We start from the raw sequence: 17,573 nt of genomic DNA on the forward strand, positions 1-17,573 counted from the left end.
CGGATGCTCGACACTGCCATCATCGAACGCGCGGGACATCTCGTCGACCCGCGCACGGTCGAGACGCTCAACGTGCTGGGCCCTGTGGTTCAGTTTCTTACGTCGCCGCGCGATGGCGAGCCTTGCGTCATGCGCGGCACCATTCCGCCGGGTGTTACCGTGCCGCTGCATAGCCACGCCGATCCGGAGACCTTCATCCCGATTTCCGGCGAGATTGAGGCGCTTTCGCAGTCGCCGGAAGGCTTCGTCTGGGTATCGATCCGGCCGGGCAACATTTTCCACGTGCCCGGCGGGGCAAAGCACGCCTTTCGAAACCTGTCGACTGAGGCGGCCGTGATGATCCTCGTCAGCACTTCAAGGATGGGCCGGTTCTTCCAGGAAGTCGGAAAGCCGATCGCCGGGGAAAACAGGCATTCGGATCCTCCGTCAGCCGACGCGATCCAGCATTTCCTGACGACCGCCGCGGCATACGGCTACTGGAACGCGACGCCGGAAGCGAATGCGAGTGTCGGTCTTTCACTGACGCCCCCCTGATTTGGACCGCACCAGTATACGAGGCGCGGTGAATTGCTGCTCCGCGGCCTTGCGGGCTCGGCGGCTCATGGGCCTGCTTCGAGGAAAGCCCGGGCAAACCCGGGTTGCGCCGCTTCTATCGTTCCATCGGGCAGCTTCAAAAGCCGATCGATTGCTATGCCGTAGAGCCGCAGCCGGTCGTCGAGCAGCCGCGCCGCTTCGTCGATATTTCCCTGCTCGGCTTTCAGTAAGGCGCGGTGCATCACATCCCGAAAGATCAGCCGCAGCTGCATAAACATTTCGGCAAAAGCTTCCGGGTCGGGCACGTCAAAGATGCCTTCCTCGCTTCCTTTCCTGAGCAGATCGGTGATTATCGGCATGGCCAATTCCCTGGCCGCCTGGTCGACCCGATGGAAGAGGGCAAGATTCTCGGGCCGGAACAGGACGAAAAATGTCTTGCGCAATTGCGGGGCAAGCTCGACGTTCAGCCGCCGCGAGCCGGCAAAGAGCGCATTGAGCCGGCCAAGCCCATCGAGTGACGGATCGTTGAGCACGGGCTGCAACTCGGTGAAGCTGTCGCGGGCGAGACGTGTGGCGAGCGCCTCCAGCAGGGCCTCTTTTGATGCGAAATAGTGGTAGAACGCGCCCTTCGACAGGCCGGCCTCGCGGATGATGTCGTTCACAGTCGTGTTGTCGTAGCCATGCTCGAAGAAAAGCCGCTGGGCGCAGTCGAGGAGCTCGGCGGATCGTATCTCCGGCGGCTTTATCACTCGGGGCAAAATCGATCCTCACAAAGTGCAGGTGGAGCAAGAGGAGCACGAACCGGTTCTTAATGCAACTTTTATAGACCGACGGTCGGTCTGATGCTATATCTGTCCACCGCCCGACGTTCGGATTCGATCATGGAGGGAGAGTTTCTTGCGACGGATACGCTGGACTGTCGGCATTGTTCTTGTCGCGACTGCGGCTGCTTTCGGCGCTTGGTATCTGTGGAAACCGGCCAAGGTTTCGGTCGTGACTCCACAACGCGGCGACGCGGCGGAAATCGTTTACGCGAGCGGCTCCGTCGAGCCGCGAACCTGGGCCAAGGTGACTCCCGTGGTCCGCGAGAGGATCGTCGAGCAATGTAATTGCGAGGGGTCGAGGGTTGCACAAGGCGACGTGCTCGCCAAGCTCGACGACAGCGAGGCCCGGGCCGTGCTTGGCGAGCTCGAAGCGCGTCAAGCGCTTGCCCAGGAAGAGCTCCGGCGGCTGACGGTGCTTGCCGAAAGGCGTGCTGCGAGCCAGCAGGCGCTCGATCGTGCGCAGAGCGAGCTCGGCCAGATCGAGGCGCTGGTTGCCGGACAGAAAGCGCGACTCGACACCTACGTCTTACGAGCGCCGAGCGCCGGTGTCGTGCTCAGGCAGGACGGCGAGGTGGGTGAGGTCGCCGAGCTCGGCACGGTGTTATTCTGGGTCGGCGAGCCGAAGCCGCTCCTGGTGGTCGCCGAGGTCAACGAGGAGGATATCCCCCGGGTCGAGGTCGGCCAGCGCGCGCTGCTTAAATCGGATGCGTTCCTTAGGCAGAACCTGGAAGCGGTGGTCGACAGCATCACGCCCAAGGGCGATCCGGTGACGAAGACCTATCGCGTCCGTTTCCGCCTGCCGGACGATACGCCGCTTGGTATAGGCATGTCGACCGACGTGAACATCGTCATCCGCGTTTCGAAAAATGCGCTGTTGATCCCGCCCGCTGCGATGGATGGGAACAAGCTGTTCATAGTCGAAGGCGACAAGGCCCGGCGCCGTGAAATCCGAACCGGCATTCGCGGCACCAATGGCATCGAGGTTCTGTCAGGTGTCGACGAGAAGGCTCGCGTCATCTCGCCCTACCCCGCCGACCTGGCCGACGGGGGGCGCGTAAGCATCACCGCCGCCCAGGAGAGATAAAGCAACGATGCCTCTCATCTTCGACATCGCCATCACGCATATTGCCGGCCGCGGTCGCCAGACGCTGGTTGCCGTGATCGGCGTTGCGGTCGGTGTCGGATTCTCCATCGCCATGGCGGCGCTGATGCAGGGCGGGCAGGACGATTTCGTCAGGCAGCTCGTCGATACGATGCCGCATGTCGACATCACCGACGAGCAGCGCACCGCCCGCCGTCAGCCAGCCGAAAATGCCTTCGCGACAGTCGCGATCTCCGGGCTCAGGCCGCGCGACGATCGCCGCGGCATCATCAATCCGACCGCCGCGACCTCCTGGCTCGAGAGCTGGATTCCCGGCCGGTTCGCGGCAAGCCTCAAAACGCAGGGGGTGATCCGCTATTCCAGCCGCGAAGTGGGCGCGGCGATCATTGGGATCGAACCGGAGCGCGAGTCCGGCGTGTCGCCGATCGTCGGAGACTTCGTCGAAGGCAGCTTTTCGGCACTTGCCGCGGGCGGCAACAACGTGCTCATCGGCGACACGATGGCGAGCCGGCTCGGCGCCGGGTTCGGCGACACGATAACGGCGGTCTCCTCCGAGGGGCTGACGCGCAACTTCAAGATCGCTGGCCTGTTCCACACCGGCACCACCGCGCGCGACGAAGGTGAGGCCTATGTACTGCTGAAGAACGCGCAGATCCTCTCCGCGCGTCCAAACGCAATCAACGAGATCCGCATCAAGCTCGACGATCCCAACCGCGCTCCGGCGGTGGCGCAGCGTGCCGAGGCCGAACTGGGCTACAAGGCCGTAGCGTGGCAGGAGGCGAATGAATCGATCCTCGAAGCGCTCGTCGTGCGCAACGTCATCATGTACACCGTCGTCGGCGCGATCATGCTGGTCGCTGGCTTCGGCATCTACAACATCATCTCGACCATCACGCACGAGAAGGCGCGCGACATCGCCATCATGAAGTCGCTTGGCTTTCCGGAGTCCGACATGCGCCGGCTCTTTCTGCTGGAAGGCGTGGCGATCGGCGCGGCCGGGTCCGTGCTCGGCGGGCTGTTCGGCGTTTCCATGACCTATGCACTGTCGCTTGTGCGTTTCGAGATCGCCGCGACCGGCCAGGAGATGACCCGGCTGCCGATCGCCTGGAGCTTGATGCACTACGTCATTGCGTCGGCTTTCGCGCTAGGCTCGGCGGCAGTGGCCGGCTACCTGCCGGCGCGCCGCGCGGCGCGCCTGAACCCCGTCGAGATCATCAGAGGCGCCTCATGAGCGCACTCATCGAGACCGAGAAACTGACGCGCGTGCTGCCCGAGACCGTTCCCGTCACGCTGGTCAAGGACATCACGCTCGCGATCAACGAGAGAGAATTCGTCGCCGTCACCGGTCCCTCCGGGTCCGGCAAATCCTCATTGCTCTATCTGCTCGGGCTGCTGGACCGGCCGACTGCCGGGAGGTTGAGAATAGGCGGCCGCGACACCGAGCCGATGAATGAAAGGGAGCGCGCGCGGACCAGGCTTTCGATGCTGGGCTTCGTGTTCCAGTTTCATTTTCTGCTGCCGGAGTTCACGGCGCGCGAAAATGTCGAAATCCCAATGCGCAAATTGGGCCGCCTGGCGCGGCCTCAGATGCGCGAACGGGCCGGGGAGCTGCTTTCATCCCTGGGGCTCGGCGAACATCTCGAGAAGCGGCCCGACCAGCTCTCGGGCGGCCAGCGTCAGCGCGTCGCGGTGGCGCGCTCGCTCGCCAATGACCCGCCGCTTATCCTCGCCGATGAGCCGACGGGGAGCCTCGACAGCAAGAGCTCCGAGCAGGTCTTCGCAATCCTGGAGAATCTTGTGCGCGAGCGCGGCAAGACCGTCGTAGCGGTTACGCATGATCTCGACATGGCTGCGCGCATGGATCGCCGCATTCACATCGTGGACGGGAAGATCGGCTGATGAGCTTCTCCAGTGGGCCGAGGCGATGGGCAGGGCGCGTTAATCCGATCGAGGTCACCTTGGCGCCTTCCTTATGGGGTTTCTCAAGCACGTCTGGCGCTTGCAGTCGATATACGAACCGTTAACTTAACTCAGAACGTCGAACTGGCGCAGTATTCAGGAGAACTGGTACATGACGCAGCGGCAGCGAATGCTCGTCACGACACTGCCTTTCTTGGCCGCTCGAACATGGGAATCACATTGTTGTTCGATGGCCGCTCGCCGTTGCCCGTCACCCGGTCGAGGTCGCCGCGCTTGCGAAGGCGGGCCGCGTCCAGAAGCATGCTGCCGGCCCATCGATAGACGTTGTTGTCGCGGACCATCTCGCGCATGGGCCGCATACGCTCGCGCTGTTCCTCCGGCGTCATGGTCAGCGCCTGCAGCAGCGCTTCGCTCGTCATGGCGGTATCGTAGGGATTGACGATCAATGCCTCCAGAAGTTCGCGCGAAGCGCCGGCAAAGGTGCTGAGCAACAACACGCCCTGTTCGTCGTCGCGCGCCGCGACGAATTCCTTGGCCACCAAGTTCATGCCGTCATGCAGGCTGGTGACCATGCATATGTCGGCGGCGCGATAGAATTCGTAGACCTGTTCCTGCGGGTGATGTTTGTCTACCATTAGGACAGGACTGTAATCCTCGCTGCCGTAGCGCTGGTTGAGCTCTTCGACGTAGCGGCGGCATTCATCGTGGAGTTGCCTGTAAGCCGGGAGTGTGCCGCGGCTGGGTGCTGCGATCTGTAGGAGAACCAGTTTCCCGACCCATTCGGGATGTCTCGTGAACAATTCTTCCAGCGCCCGGAAACGGTCGAGAATGCCCTTCGTGTAGTCGAGACGCTCGACGCCGACGCACAGTTTGACATCCTCTTTCAGTCCGAACCTCTCGCGCAGGCGGGCGCGGCATTCGTCGACATCAGGCAGTTTCGCCAAAAGTTCGGCCGGCCATTCTATGGAGATGGGATAGGCGTGCACCAGCGTCGTCTGTCCGCCGTAGGAGATCGCCGCATCGGCCCGCTCTATACGGCTTTCCAGAAAGCGATCGACGCTTTCGGCGAAATTGTTGGCATGGAACTGGGTATGGAAGCCGATGATGGAGCTGCCGAGCAAGCCCTCCAGGATCCGTTCACGCCATGGACAGATGCTGTACACTTCCGAGTTGGGCCATGGGATATGCCAGAAAGTGATGACGATCGCCTCGGGCAGGCGCTCTCGGATCATGCGCGGCAAGAGCGCGAAGTGATAGTCCTGGACCAGCACGATCGGCCGCTCGTTGCGCGCTTCGGCAACCACAGTATCGGCGAACTTCCGGTTGACGGCCTCATAGGCCTCCCAATCCGACGCACGGAAAATCGGGCGGGTGAAGGCGATATGGCAAAGCGGCCACAGACCTTCATTGGCGAAGCCCAGATAATAGCCCTGGTATTCTTCCTCCGTCAGCCAGACCCTGCGCAGCGCGTAGGACGGATTGCCAGGCGGCACCTCAATCCGGTCGTTCTTGTCGACCGTGAGGCGGTCCGCTGTTCCGCCGCCATAGGCGATCCAGGTGCCGGCACAGGCGCGGGTGATCGGCTCGAGCGCCGAAACCAGCCCGCTGGCCGGGACCAATAGCTCGACGCTATCATCCTTGATGTTGTGGATATAGGGCTCGCGGTTGGATACCACGATCACCTGCGTCTCCGGCAGATCGTCCGCCAGGATCTTGCGCAAGGTGTCGGGCGACCATGTGATCAGTGCGGCATCGGCCGAGTGGCCGTTCTTTTCAAACTCCCGCAGCACTTTGCGAGCCGCTTCCGAAGCCACGTCCTCGCCTGCGGCGTATGCGACCGCTGGTGTGTGGCTGTGGCGCCGTTGGAATACCGAGAACACCACGGCAACAGCGGAAAGGCCGAGGCTTGCAAGGATCAGAATCCAGAGTACCTCTATGCCATAGTCTGACATTGGAACAACGATTTTCCTCCGGTTGGTGGCCGTTTTTCTTTTTTTCAAAGCCGGCCACTGGTGACAGGCCGCTGTGCGCCGGCATGATTTTGCAACGCACGGATGGGGCCATCGGTTCCGGTAGTTTAAGCGCGGCGGTCAATTCGATGCGTAAAGCCAAACTAGGTCCGCACGATGAGCGGCACTAACCCCTCATGTCGGTCGGCGAGAAAGGCGACGACCCTGTCGCCGACGCGCTGAAATGTCAGATCCACCGCCCTTGCGCCAACGCCCAGATGCCTCAGCGTGAGCATGTCGATACCAATCGGCAGCCTGGGCCGGGTCACGTGGATTTCGCCCTCCCAGCCGTGGATCTCCAAGCCGAGGCAGGCCTGCATCAGCATGAAGGCAGACCCGGCCGACCACGCCTGCGGCAAGCAGGCGACGGGGTAGGCGATCGGTGCTTCGCCCGGCGCGCGGGTAAAACCGCAGAACAGTTCGGGCAACCGCATGTTGAAATGGACCGCCGATTCGAAGGTACTGCTCATCAGCCGGACCACGCTTTCACGCTCGCCAAAGCGTGCCAGACCGGCGCCGCACATGGCGGTGTCATGCGGCCAGATCGATCCGTTGTGGTATGACATCGGGTTGAAGAACACAGCATCGTCGGCGACCGTCCTCAGCCCCCAGCCCGAATGGAAGGACGCTGAAAGCAGCTGGTCGGCGACCATCTGCGCCCGCGTCGGCTCGGGGAGCCCGACATAGAGAAGATGCCCGACATTAGACGTCCGCACCTTGCAGGGCTCGCTGGCGCCATCAATCGCCAAGGCATAGAAGCCGAGATCGTCCAGCCAGAAATGGCGTTCCACAGCGGCGCGCATGGCCTCGGCTTGGCTGTCCCAATGATCGGCCCTGTCGTCCTCGCCGCGGCGACGGGCGAGCGCCGCCAGCCCCCGGAACGCGGCAAAGACATAGCCTTGCACCTCCACCAGGGCGATCGGTCCCTTGGGGATTCGGCCATCTGCATGGAAGACGGAATCGATACTGTCCTTCCATCCCTGGTTGGTGAGGCCGGACTCGGCAGCACGCTGATAGGTGACGAAGCCGGTCGGCCGGCTTGCCTCCTCGGTCCATTCAGCCGCGGCGCAGAGCGACGGCCACAGGCTGTCGACGAACGCCATGTCACCGGTACGGTCCGCATAGGCGCAGGCGAGATGGACGTAGAGCGGCGTCGTGTCGACACCGCCATAGTAGCGGCCGAAGGGGAGCTCCCGCAGCGCCGCCATTTCGCCTTTGCGGGTCTCGTGCATGATCTTACCCGGCTGCGAATCGCTGAACGGCGATGTCTCTGTCGCCTGGTGCTGGGCAAGGAAGGCCAGCACGCCTCGCGCCAAGCCCGGGTTGAGCCACAGCATCTGCAACGCGGAGATCACGCCGTCGCGGCCGAATGCCGTCGAAAACCAGGGGATGCCCGCATAGGGGTAGGGTCCGGTCGTAAGCTCGGTGGTCAGCAGCGCCACATCCGCGCGAGCGCGCGCTACCCAATCGTTGAAGACGCGCCCGGAACTGTGCACCGTGGCACCATGGCGGCGCTTAATCCGCATGCCGAAGCGAGCCCGGGCCGCGGCGGCGCGGAAGCGATCGCGGTTCGGCGTTTCCGCGACCTCGGGACCGACCTCGACATACAGCGCCTTGCTGCTGCGCCTCGTCACGGCAATCAGGAAATCCGCACGGTCGGCCGTCAGATGGTCCGGCGCCTGCGAGAACGATATCGCCGACATCCGCGCCAGCCCGTCCAACCCGTCGTAGCGAAGCAGGACGGAGGTCGCATCGGTCTCGGCAGCATGGGCCATACCGCGCTTCAGCCTTGTCGAGCCGCGCACTTCGAACATGTCGCGGAAGTCGGCTGCAAAATGCAGCGAAACGCGGATGGTGGAGTGTTCCTGACTGTAATTGGAAAGGGTGATGCGTTCAAACAGCCGGTCCTGCCAAAGCAGCCTGACGCGTTCGATATGGATCGCGCCCTGCGGAATGTCCCGGCCGCGGACGCTCTGCATCGGCAGATTGGTCAGGTTGGAGGTGAAGAGCACATTGTCCTGGCTGAGCGACGCACCGAGCAGCGATGTCTGCCGGCCGCCGACGGTCAGCCGGAATTCGGAAAGCACTCGCGTGTCGTCACGGAAGAAACCATCGCCGGCGCCGCGGATATCGCCGTAGGCGTCGGCCACGGCGAAGCAATCGCCTTGCTTGAGGGCGAACAGCCGATGCGGCTCTCGAGGTGCGGTGGCGTCCAGGGACGCAAGTGCTACGGCGGGATCAAGCTTGCGCTCGTCGAGTTGGGCCATTCGCTACATATCTCTCTCGTTTCGCCCCCGAGGTAATGCCGCTCACGACCGCTCTTGCTTCGGCCGACGCACCAATCAGGCGCGCGTAGGCGGAAACGTAGTCGCGGGTCATTCTTTTGGCGGAAAACCGCCTCTCGAAGACAGCTCGAACCTTCCGCCTGTCGAGCCGCAGCATGCCCGGCACTGATGCGACCGCGCCCTCCATGGAATTCACGATAAAACCGGTTATGCCTTGATCGACGATTTCCGGCATGGCGCCGGAATTCCAGGCGATCACCGGCGTGCCGCAGGCCATCGCTTCTATGACGGCAAGACCGAACGGCTCGGGCCAGTCGATCGGGAATACGAGGCCGGCCGCCTTGGCGAGGAATTCCGCCTTCTTGTCCTCCTCGATCTCGCCGACATAGTCGACACGGTCACCGTCGACCAGCGGCTCGATCATCTCTCGGAAATAGGCCCGGTCGTCGTCGCCGATCTTTGCCGCAAGCTTCAGTTTCAGCCCCGAGCGCAGCGCGATCTCGATGGCACGATCCGGACGCTTATCGCGCGACATCCGGCCAAGGAAGGCGAGGTAGGGCTCCCCTGGGCTCGTCTCGAAAACCGGTTTGTAGAGTTCGATAGGCAGCCCGTGGTGGATCGTCGTCAGCCAGTTGGCGTTGGCGAGCCCCGTTCTTTGGCTACGGGAAACGGAGATCATCGGAAAGCGCGGAAAACGGTCATAGGCCGGCGCCAGATCGACATAGTCGAGCCTGCCATGCGGCGTCGTCACCGTCCGCTCGGGCATGTGCTCGAAAAATGAAAAATGCAGGAAATGGCTGAGGTGAAAATGAATGATATCAAATTCTTGAGATCGTTTCCTCACCTCGGAAAGCATCGAAAGGTGGGCGGCTGTCTCGGATTTCAGTGGGCGTGGGTCAAGACGCAGCGCACGCTGGCGACACGGCACCAATTTTGCCGACGTTTTTGTATCGCCACTGGCGAACAAGGTTACGTCATGGCCAAGCTCGACCAATTCTTCGGTCAGATAGGAGACAATGCGCTCCGTACCTCCATAGAGCCGAGGCGGTACGGATTCATGGAGCGGCGCCACATGGGCTATTCTCATAGTCTGGCATTTCCCTCAAAGATCATCGCTAAAGTCGAAATGCATCACCCCCCCGAACGTTCCCGCCAAGGCAGGAAGTCGGGCGATGACTGGCGATTCACTCAGCCGACCCGTTGCTATTTAGCAAGGGTGGGCGTTTTTGCCGGGAACCAATTGGCTGGCCGTGAATTTAATTAGGTTCGATCGAACGCATCGCGATCGACCGGGAGGAAACGATGAATCGCCTGCAGTTCTTTACGCCGGTGCGAATTTCGTGCGGGCAGGGGAAACCTGTCGAAGAAATCGACAGTGTCAACGAAGCGATGACGTTTTTGCGCCATTGGCCGAAAGGGCGGCGCGGCCCGGTGTATCAATGCGCGCTGAACTGCTGCGCTGCGGCTCTTGCGGGCCAGATGTCTGCCGAGGAAGCAAGAAAGGCTTTTACGGGCTTTGCCCGGATCACCCGGCTGCTGGATGACGACATGGCGCTGCCGATGGGCGGCGAAAAGATGGACAGCGTATACGCGCCGAGGCGATAGACGTCGCGACTGCTGAGGTTGGCCTCGGCTTGTCGGAGCCAGGCTTAGCTGAGCAAGCCGGTGCCCCGAACCGTGCAACGCGACGCGCAATCTGCAGGGCCGATGCCCGGGCGCCTGGATCCAAGCCGGCCCTTATGGCAAGACCGAAATGCGCCCGAGAAGAGCCACCAGTTCCGCCTGACGTCTCGTTTCGGTCTTGGCGAACAGCGAGGCAAGCTGGGAGCGGATCGTGGTGCGGCTGAGGCGCCAACTGCGGGCTATCTCCAACGGCGCATCGCCCTGAGCCAAGCGCAGCGCAAGGTGCGTTTCCGCGCTCGTCAAGCCAAACATCCTTTGCAGTGTCTGAGGATTTGGCCCCGACCTGTTCTCACGGTCCAGCAATGCCACAATGCTCGTTCCGTCAGGAGCGATAAGGCCGTTCTCTTTCAGTACCACCGGCCTGTCGCCTCTGCTGCGGATCACCACCCAAGACAGGGAGCCCGGCAGGAAATGGGCCGGAACATTCGCGATCAGCCGTTTTAGGGCTACCGAAAGCTCGCTGGCTGTATCAGCCGGCTCCCCCTGGCGCTCCAGCGTGGTTTGAGCGGCGGCATTCCATTCGATGACTTTTCTTTCGCGGTTCAGTACGAGATAGCCACAGCCGATGCGATCAAGCATCCCCGTGACGGATTCCAGGCTGCGTCTCCGCGGTTCGTCGGCCCCTGCGTCCGGTCGGTCAGATGCACCAATCGAATGATAAGCATATGACGGCCGCATCATCTGGGCGCCAGGGTTATACTTGGCTCCTATTGTAACGTTCCGTTTTCCCGCAACCGCATCACTGTGTCTCTCGATCATAGCCATTTTTAACCTCCCCAAAGGTTCGTCAGCCCGTAGTAAATCGTTCGTGATTTACGAACAGTCTTCTTGCGTGGGGCTCGTGAAAAAACGGGCCCTACTACCTTGAAATTCGATATATTCTGAGGAGTTATGACCAAGTCATGCTCCCCCCACGAGATAAAATGCGCGCTGTGATAGTGGTATGGCAATCCGGCAGTCGTACTAGGTTGTACGTTTTTTGCTCTAGTCTCGACGGCCTAGTCAAAAGGTTGTAGTCTATGCCCATGAACTCGCAGTCGCGCAGGTCGGATTCGAACCCATCAGTCAGACTGCTAACTCACATTGCCTCCGTATTGGTGCTGGCTGCTACACTGATATTTGAAACAAAAGCGTCAGCATATATTGGGGAGGGATCGAGTTTTCTGGAGTTCATACCAGCTATTATTATCATTTCCTACCTTGAAGACCGTGGGCCTGCGCTTGCGGCGACAATCCTGATGGTGGCTGCCGGCCTATGGGCACGAAGCACCCTGCATGGTCAGATATCCAGCGAAGATTGGGCGCGCGCCATTTTGCTTGTGGTTTCGGGCGGCGTGATTGCCGTGACGTTTCATCGGCTGCGGCAGGACTTGCGTGAGCTGCTGGAAGTAGCAGAAGCCAGACTCGCCGCCGTCGAAGCAACTGAAAGCCGCTACCGTTGGGCTTTCGAACGCGCCGCCATGGGATTCGCAAACACCAACGAGAAAGGTGAGCTGCTGCAATCCAACAGGCGCCTCAGTGAGATGACTGGCTACGAGGAGGAGGAGCTTGCCCAATTGCGGCTCGAGACACTCGTTCATCCGGACGACCGTGATGCCTTGGAGCAGTTGCTGGCGGGCCTGGGTAACGACTCTGCTTCGTTCGCTTCGGAGGTTCGTCTGTTAAGAAAGAACGGTTCGGCATTCTGGGCGCGGCTAACCCTGTCTTCGTCTGTGCCCGCCGGGGTTCTCTCAGAGAGCATCTTCGTAGTGGTCGACGATATCTCGGAACGACGAGCCGTACACGAAGCGCTTCGGGCTCAGAAGGAGTGGCTGGATCTCGCTTTGTCTGCCGGACGTTTGGCCACGTGGCGGATCGACCTTAAAGACGGGATCGTCACCGGCTCGGGCACGTTCTGGGACATTCTCGGCCTGCCCACGGCCGCTAGCCGCCGTTTGGAGGAACTGTCAGCCGTCGTCCATCCGGCGGACTGGCCAAAGCTGGTAGCATCGAGAAAGCTCGCATCAGTCACGAACTACGACGTCGAGATTCGCGTCCGACGACCGGACGGACATATCCGCTGGGTTGCCCTGCGCGGAAGGGAAGAGAAATACGATGATCGTCTACAGCGGCTCGGCGTGGCCGCCGACCTGACTGAGCGACGACAAACCACGCTGCTGCGCGCCGCGGCAAAGAAGCGGGAGCGCATTATGCTCGAACAACGCCACAGGTTCAGCAACCTATTTCCTGTGATCACGGCGCTCGTGAAAATGGTCAATGTTCCGGAGAACAATGTCGCCAGGTACAAGGAGACGCTCATCGACCGGATTCGTTCGCTTGAGGCAACGCATCTGCTCCTTTCAGGCAACAGTAGCGCGTCGGGAATGCTCCACGATCTCGTTGTTCAGGAGTTGCAACCGTACATGGGGACACGCGACATATCAGTCAGCGGTCCCTCCGTTGCGATGTCAGGCGGCGCCGCCGAGAGCTTTGCGATGATTGTTCACGAGCTTGCGACCAATTCCCTGAAACATGGAGCGCTTGGCGATTCAAAAGGCCGGATCGAGGTAAATTGGACATTCGCGTCTGAAGATGCACGCAGCGACATCGTGTTCGAGTGGGTGGAATCGGGGCGGCGGCGGACTTCAAAAGTTGTCCGTCATGGATTCGGTTCCATGATAATCGGAGTGGATGGGGCGCCGCTTGTCGGTTACTCGCCTAAGTTGGAAATGTCGGATCACGGGCTGCGATATTCGCTGCGGCTGTCGCGCAAGGAAATCGGCCCTTAACGCTTTGACGCAAAAATCGGGCTCGTTTCTAAAGCGCATCGCATTTGACCGGCCTCACGCGACGCGCTTTAGGTTGTTGTTTATGCATGTCGTTATCGCAAAACCGTTGCACACTTTTGCGCGACATGCATTAGAAGGCATAACGCGCAGGTTCAAAGCTTTAGAGCGTCCCTTGCGCGTCCAGGATGCGGCGCTCTAATTGACATCCCTCGTTAGCCAGGTCTTCAGCATAACGGCAGCCTCTGTGCGATTCCGTACCCCAAGCTCACGCAGAACCGCAGCGGCATGAATTTTCGTCGTCGCTTCGGCGATTTCCAGATCGCGCGCAATTTCCTTATTCGAGTACCCTTCCGCCATCAGCTTGAGGACCTCCTTTTGCCTCGAGGTTAGCCTGCCAAGATTGCCACTGGTGGTACGTCGGGGTGGGATATGCTCGGATGGAGTAGGTACGTGAGTTGCTTGCGCGGCACCCGGGCGCGACAGAAGTGCAGGCACGTAGATGCGGCCCGAGAGGATTTCGTTGACGGCCATAACGACCTCCTCGTCTCTTTGCGACTTTACGATATAGCCGTGAAGTCCGATCGAGAGAGCCGTGAGTATCTCCGAGCGTGAATCGTTCCCGGAAACAATCGCAAATCGCGTATCCGGATAAGCCGACAGAATGCCGCTGAGCACTTCCTGATTGAACAATCCCGGCATGTTCAAGTCCAGCATCGCAAGATCAACGGACGCCTGTTCCGCCAACAGACTGAGTACGGCATCGAAACACGACGCCTCAAATATTTCCACACCTGGAATGCCTGCGGTCAGTGCCAATCGCAAGCCACGACGATACAAGCCGTGATCGTCGGCGATAACGATTCGATACATTGAACTACCCCAACCAAACCTAGACGGATGGAACGGTCATAGGCCTTAAAGTCGTGGCCAATCACTCGTCGATTCATCCAGTCAACGCCGCGGTGCCCCAACACCGCATGCGTCAGATTGTTAATATAATCCTAAATAACAGGTAAGGCTCCTCTTTTTTTTGACCCTGTGAACGAGAGCCGCTGACGTCGTCGCATGTGTCAAACGGCTTGCAAAACTGCCCCCGGTCGGCGTCCAATTTTGACCCCTTATGGCGATGGCTAGATGCGACTTCCCGGTTCCGGTGTGCCGCCGATCAGCCCGCGCATCGAGCCGAACACAGCGGAACGTAGATCGAGCGAGCGCCCTTGCGTTGGCTTCATGGTCTGCGATCTTTCGTGCGAAATTGCGGCGCGAACTTGTTGGTCCTGTCGATGATCGCTAACCCTCTCGCCTTTGCGGGAAGCGGCTGCTTTCCGTTAGCTACCGAAATATAACGATTTGCTTACGTATATGTGCCTTTTGATTAAAATGTAGCAAAATCGTGACGCAGGACCGAGAATTCCGGGATTGGCTTTGCAAGGCTGGGATAGCGAGGCGGGAAAAGCTGATATCGCCAATCATGAGGCAATATTCCCAGTCATGCGACAGATGAGAGGCTTGTGATCACTCCTTCCGTTGCATCATGTCTTCAAGCCTATGGCGACGAGTGTTTTTCGATTGCCCATCGAGAATTTTAATGAATTTGAGATACACTTAATTGGTACGCAATTGTCGGACACCGGGACCGGCAAGTCAGGAAGGGGGTCTGTCGTGAGCGAAGAGATCAGTGTCGCCGAAGCCTACAGCAAAGGCCGCACCATCTTCATGGGGCTGGAGTTGCTCATCGCGCCCGGTGCGCTCGTTCCCCGGCCGGAGACGGAGTTGCTCGGCACGACCGCACTTGATGTTCTGAGTCAAATGAACCTGCCGGCGCCGCGCGTTATCGACATGTGCTGCGGGGCCGGCAATCTGGCCTGCGCCATCGCGCATTACGCCCCCACCGCGCTTGTCTGGGCGAGCGATCTCACCGATGGATGCGTCGAAGTCGCGCGCCGCAACGTCGCCCATCACGTCATGGCGGATCGCGTGTCGGTGCTTCAGGGCGATTTGTTCAGCGCTTTCTCGGGCTTGAAGCTAGATGGCACGATGGACGTGATCATCTGCAACCCGCCTTACATTTCGGAAAAGCGGCTCGAGGGCGACCGCGCGCATCTGACCGAACTCGAGCCGCGGGAAGCGTTTGCGGCCGGTCCCTACGGCCTGAGCATCCATATGCGGGTGATCAAGGACGCGCCACGTTACTTGCGGCGCGGAGGCATCCTGCTCTTTGAGGTAGGGCTCGGCCAGGACCGGCAGGTCATCAGTCTGCTGGGGCGTTCCAAGGCGTACGAAACTATCCGCGCGATCACGAACGAAGCCGGCGAGGGCAGGGTGGTTATGGGACATACCACGCCGCAAGCGTGAGCATGCCGAGACTGCGGCAGGCTCTGTTGCGCTGTCGGCGGCGTAGAACAACGCTAATGCATGTCGCGCAAAAGTGTGCAGCGGTTTTGCGATAACGACATGCATAAAACAACAACCTAAAGCGTGTCGCGTGAGGCCCGGTCAAACGCGACGCGCTTTAGGCAAGATGTCGGCAATCAGTTTTGCTTGCGGAGAATATATTGCGCAATTCCTTGGATGGAATCGAGGTTCTCCGGCAGGAGTTCGCTGTCTTCGACGGTGATGCCGAAGCTCATCCTCGATGAAGCCGATAACCTCGAGTACCCCTGCCGAGTCGACGATGCCTTGGTCGAGAAGGGACGTGTGGCTCTCCAGAGCATCCGCGTCGGCTATGTAGAAATTCGACGCCAGGAAAGCGCGGATCTGATCCTTGCAGGTTTCGGCTCTATCCTTGGTAGACAACATTGAATTCTCCTGAGCGCGGCGGATCTGCTCGACCGCACCATCGCCGCCAGCCGAAATCTTTTCATCGATCATTCTGATGAAGCCGCGATCTTCGCCAAACGGCCGCGCTTGCTTCCGTTGGCTGTCACATCGCGGCGCAGCCGATCGCGCCTGGCGTACCGCCAGCGCCGCCGCTATTGGCTTAATTCGTCGCGTTCGCGGTTCTGGGCGATATCACGCAGCTAGGGGCAAAAAGATCAGTGGTTTTGCGCTTACCCGGCCCTCTGATCAGCTTTTTGGCCCTTTTTTTGTTTATTCGGTGCTTTTGTAGGCCCGCTGGTGTCTGAGTCTTCGGCGGAGACAAAGCAGTATGCAAAGATATGTCCCCGGTTCTCGTCGGTTACGCGAATCCAATCCTTTTGCCACGTTCGGAGAGTTACACGTCGATCTGTCGACATGGCGGCGGCTCTGAAGGGGCTCGGCGCGTTGATGATACGCGCCGCGATCACATCATCGCCCTCCATTTGTTCGACGAGGTATGTCTGCATAAATGCCTCCCCAGGCCCGCTGCAACTTTAACGTCGGTCAAAGCCTTCGGTTGCAGCGTAGCAAAGAGATTTTTGACAAATGTGACGAACCGACGAGCCCGCTGCTCGGCCGTTCCGAGAACGGCGGAGGTGGCCCAAGCTCGGGGTCGGGCATTAACGGAAGGCCGCTTACGGATCGCTTACATCTCGGGATCTTGCCGCCGCGCTTGATGAGAAAAGGAAACCTGCGTCAAGGTGTACGGGCGAGGGCTAGCGCTGGATCGACCAAGCGCCGCGCAGGTCGTTGGCCTGGGCGGTCCTGAGGCCGCAAGCAGTCAGGGCACCTTTGGTCGCCGTTACGAGCGCGGCATTGTCCTTGGCGGTTGTGCCGTCGGCCAGAGTAAAATTGTTCTCGAACCCGACGCGGGCATGGCCGCCCAGCAGCGCACCGGCCGTAACGCAAGCGGTTTCTTCCCGACCGAAGGCGCAGACCATCCAGTGCGCGAAGCGCGGACGGTCATGCGCAAGGAAGGGAAGCAGGTCGGCCGGTCGCGAAACCTGTCCCGGCGTGTAGCGGCCGAGCACATAGAGCACCGGGATGTCGTCGAAAGGCACCAGCCCGCGCTGCTGCATGGCGGCTAGGGCCGACGCCTCTTCGGGCGCGTAGAGGATCATCTGAGGGGCGATCCGCTCGCTCTTCAGCCACCACAGGAACTCCGCGAAAGCGGTCTCATGGGCAGCGTCCGGCACCAGTTCGCGCAGCGCCAGCGAAACCGCCTCAGGGCGGGTAGCGCGAACAATCGCCATCTGCTCGGCCGGCTGGTATCGGCCGACCGCTTCGCTGGTGATCTGGATGATCAGCCGCTCGCCCACCGCATCGCGTATCGCTTTCGTCGTCTCGCGATAAGCGTGCGCGTCGAGCAAATGGCCGCCGTCGCGATCGCGGACATGCGTATGGATCATAGCGGCGCCCGCCTCGAGGCAGGCGGCGGCGGTCCGGGCCAGTTCCTGGGGGCCGATCGGCAGGGCAGGGTGGTCTTGCTTGCCACGCCGTCCACCATTCGGCGCAACGGCGATCGCAGTCGGTGCGATAAGTCCGGGGCCGGTCACGTCCCTGTCGATGGTCATAGGTGCAGTCCAATC

Annotated in this window: 16 protein-coding genes; 7 read left to right on the top strand and 9 right to left on the bottom strand. The window is 60.6% G+C overall.

Features of this window, described 5'->3' with window-relative positions:
- The first annotated feature begins 3 nt into the window (after positions 1-3).
- Entirely contained in the window at positions 4-534 is a 531-nt protein-coding gene (locus tag AC0NIE_RS21295) for a cupin domain-containing protein (protein ID WP_473488373.1), read from the top strand.
- A 65-nt stretch (positions 535-599) separates the two neighbouring features.
- Here the strand turns inward: AC0NIE_RS21295 and AC0NIE_RS21300 are convergent, their stop codons facing one another.
- Entirely contained in the window at positions 600-1,292 is a 693-nt protein-coding gene (locus AC0NIE_RS21300) for a TetR/AcrR family transcriptional regulator (RefSeq protein ID WP_473488372.1), read from the bottom strand.
- A gap of 139 nt (positions 1,293-1,431) precedes the next feature.
- On the opposite strand from AC0NIE_RS21300, the gene AC0NIE_RS21305 reads away from it, so the two are divergent.
- The 3 genes from AC0NIE_RS21305 to AC0NIE_RS21315 are packed head-to-tail and all read left to right on the top strand — an operon-like array spanning position 1,432 to position 4,359.
- Positions 1,432-2,442 (top strand): efflux RND transporter periplasmic adaptor subunit, encoded by a 1,011-nt coding sequence (locus AC0NIE_RS21305; protein WP_473488371.1) that lies wholly within the window; start codon positions 1,432-1,434, stop codon positions 2,440-2,442.
- A 7-nt stretch (positions 2,443-2,449) separates the two neighbouring features.
- Positions 2,450-3,691 (top strand): ABC transporter permease, encoded by a 1,242-nt coding sequence (locus AC0NIE_RS21310; protein WP_473488370.1) that lies wholly within the window; start codon positions 2,450-2,452, stop codon positions 3,689-3,691.
- Positions 3,688-4,359 carry an ABC transporter ATP-binding protein gene (locus tag AC0NIE_RS21315; RefSeq protein WP_473488369.1) on the top strand — a complete coding sequence of 224 codons (672 nt, stop codon included), beginning with the start codon at positions 3,688-3,690 and terminating at the stop codon, positions 4,357-4,359. The genes AC0NIE_RS21310 and AC0NIE_RS21315 overlap by 4 nt, the downstream gene beginning before the upstream one ends.
- A 197-nt stretch (positions 4,360-4,556) precedes the next feature.
- Here AC0NIE_RS21315 and AC0NIE_RS21320 read toward each other — a convergent pair whose 3' ends face one another.
- The 3 genes from AC0NIE_RS21320 to AC0NIE_RS21330 form a co-directional block, all read right to left on the bottom strand.
- A complete protein-coding gene (locus AC0NIE_RS21320) occupies positions 4,557-6,332 on the bottom strand; it encodes an alpha,alpha-trehalose-phosphate synthase (UDP-forming) (protein WP_473488368.1) in 1,776 nt (591 codons plus the stop codon).
- A gap of 161 nt (positions 6,333-6,493) precedes the next feature.
- Positions 6,494-8,656, bottom strand: coding sequence for an amylo-alpha-1,6-glucosidase (locus AC0NIE_RS21325; protein ID WP_473488367.1), 2,163 nt, complete (start codon positions 8,654-8,656; stop codon positions 6,494-6,496).
- Positions 8,628-9,761, bottom strand: a complete 1,134-nt coding sequence (locus AC0NIE_RS21330) for a glycosyltransferase family 4 protein (protein WP_473488366.1) — start codon at positions 9,759-9,761, stop codon at positions 8,628-8,630. The genes AC0NIE_RS21325 and AC0NIE_RS21330 overlap by 29 nt, the downstream gene beginning before the upstream one ends.
- Positions 9,762-9,976: 215 nt before the next feature.
- Between AC0NIE_RS21330 and AC0NIE_RS21335 the strand changes: the two genes are divergently transcribed.
- Positions 9,977-10,279 (top strand): DUF982 domain-containing protein, encoded by a 303-nt coding sequence (locus tag AC0NIE_RS21335; protein ID WP_095492896.1) that lies wholly within the window; start codon positions 9,977-9,979, stop codon positions 10,277-10,279.
- Between the two features lie 132 nt (positions 10,280-10,411).
- Here AC0NIE_RS21335 and AC0NIE_RS21340 read toward each other — a convergent pair whose 3' ends face one another.
- On the bottom strand, positions 10,412-10,936 hold the full coding sequence (locus AC0NIE_RS21340) for a helix-turn-helix transcriptional regulator (RefSeq protein WP_246805124.1): 525 nt from the start codon (positions 10,934-10,936) through the stop codon (positions 10,412-10,414).
- Positions 10,937-11,376: 440 nt separating this feature from the next.
- On the opposite strand from AC0NIE_RS21340, the gene AC0NIE_RS21345 reads away from it, so the two are divergent.
- Positions 11,377-13,125 carry a PAS domain S-box protein gene (locus AC0NIE_RS21345; protein ID WP_473488365.1) on the top strand — a complete coding sequence of 583 codons (1,749 nt, stop codon included), beginning with the start codon at positions 11,377-11,379 and terminating at the stop codon, positions 13,123-13,125.
- A 195-nt stretch (positions 13,126-13,320) separates the two neighbouring features.
- On the opposite strand, the gene AC0NIE_RS21350 is transcribed toward AC0NIE_RS21345, so the two are convergent.
- The gene (locus AC0NIE_RS21350) at positions 13,321-13,995 is read right to left on the bottom strand and encodes a LuxR C-terminal-related transcriptional regulator (RefSeq protein ID WP_473488364.1); all 675 of its coding nucleotides are present in this window, start codon (positions 13,993-13,995) and stop codon (positions 13,321-13,323) included.
- 792 nt (positions 13,996-14,787) lie between these two features.
- On the opposite strand from AC0NIE_RS21350, the gene AC0NIE_RS21355 reads away from it, so the two are divergent.
- Positions 14,788-15,480 carry a N5-glutamine methyltransferase family protein gene (locus tag AC0NIE_RS21355; protein WP_473488363.1) on the top strand — a complete coding sequence of 231 codons (693 nt, stop codon included), beginning with the start codon at positions 14,788-14,790 and terminating at the stop codon, positions 15,478-15,480.
- Positions 15,481-15,621: 141 nt separating this feature from the next.
- Here the strand turns inward: AC0NIE_RS21355 and AC0NIE_RS21360 are convergent, their stop codons facing one another.
- The 3 genes from AC0NIE_RS21360 to AC0NIE_RS21370 all read right to left on the bottom strand — a co-directional run bounded on the left by AC0NIE_RS21360 (position 15,622) and on the right by AC0NIE_RS21370 (position 17,558).
- Positions 15,622-15,996 carry a hypothetical protein gene (locus AC0NIE_RS21360; RefSeq protein ID WP_473488362.1) on the bottom strand — a complete coding sequence of 125 codons (375 nt, stop codon included), beginning with the start codon at positions 15,994-15,996 and terminating at the stop codon, positions 15,622-15,624.
- A 179-nt stretch (positions 15,997-16,175) separates the two neighbouring features.
- Positions 16,176-16,451 (bottom strand): hypothetical protein, encoded by a 276-nt coding sequence (locus AC0NIE_RS21365; protein ID WP_165848381.1) that lies wholly within the window; start codon positions 16,449-16,451, stop codon positions 16,176-16,178.
- Between the two features lie 249 nt (positions 16,452-16,700).
- Positions 16,701-17,558 (bottom strand): beta-keto acid cleavage family enzyme, encoded by an 858-nt coding sequence (locus tag AC0NIE_RS21370; protein WP_473488361.1) that lies wholly within the window; start codon positions 17,556-17,558, stop codon positions 16,701-16,703.
- Between the last annotated feature and the right edge of the window lie 15 nt (positions 17,559-17,573).

Source organism: Mesorhizobium sp. WSM4842 (assembly GCF_055901575.1).

What these genes read in the sequence shown, in the direction of transcription:
- AC0NIE_RS21370 (WP_473488361.1), bottom strand. Translation starts at nt 17,558, where the DNA reads ATGACCATCGACAGGGACGTGACCGGCCCCGGACTTATCGCACCGACT.
- AC0NIE_RS21365 (WP_165848381.1), bottom strand. Translation starts at nt 16,451, where the DNA reads ATGCAGACATACCTCGTCGAACAAATGGAGGGCGATGATGTGATCGCG.
- AC0NIE_RS21310 (WP_473488370.1), top strand. Translation starts at nt 2,450, where the DNA reads ATGCCTCTCATCTTCGACATCGCCATCACGCATATTGCCGGCCGCGGT.
- AC0NIE_RS21325 (WP_473488367.1), bottom strand. Translation starts at nt 8,656, where the DNA reads ATGGCCCAACTCGACGAGCGCAAGCTTGATCCCGCCGTAGCACTTGCG.
- AC0NIE_RS21330 (WP_473488366.1), bottom strand. Translation starts at nt 9,761, where the DNA reads ATGAGAATAGCCCATGTGGCGCCGCTCCATGAATCCGTACCGCCTCGG.
- AC0NIE_RS21345 (WP_473488365.1), top strand. Translation starts at nt 11,377, where the DNA reads ATGCCCATGAACTCGCAGTCGCGCAGGTCGGATTCGAACCCATCAGTC.
- AC0NIE_RS21335 (WP_095492896.1), top strand. Translation starts at nt 9,977, where the DNA reads ATGAATCGCCTGCAGTTCTTTACGCCGGTGCGAATTTCGTGCGGGCAG.
- AC0NIE_RS21315 (WP_473488369.1), top strand. Translation starts at nt 3,688, where the DNA reads ATGAGCGCACTCATCGAGACCGAGAAACTGACGCGCGTGCTGCCCGAG.
- AC0NIE_RS21360 (WP_473488362.1), bottom strand. Translation starts at nt 15,996, where the DNA reads ATGATCGATGAAAAGATTTCGGCTGGCGGCGATGGTGCGGTCGAGCAG.
- AC0NIE_RS21340 (WP_246805124.1), bottom strand. Translation starts at nt 10,936, where the DNA reads ATGCTTGATCGCATCGGCTGTGGCTATCTCGTACTGAACCGCGAAAGA.
- AC0NIE_RS21350 (WP_473488364.1), bottom strand. Translation starts at nt 13,995, where the DNA reads ATGTATCGAATCGTTATCGCCGACGATCACGGCTTGTATCGTCGTGGC.
- AC0NIE_RS21295 (WP_473488373.1), top strand. Translation starts at nt 4, where the DNA reads ATGCTCGACACTGCCATCATCGAACGCGCGGGACATCTCGTCGACCCG.
- AC0NIE_RS21320 (WP_473488368.1), bottom strand. Translation starts at nt 6,332, where the DNA reads ATGTCAGACTATGGCATAGAGGTACTCTGGATTCTGATCCTTGCAAGC.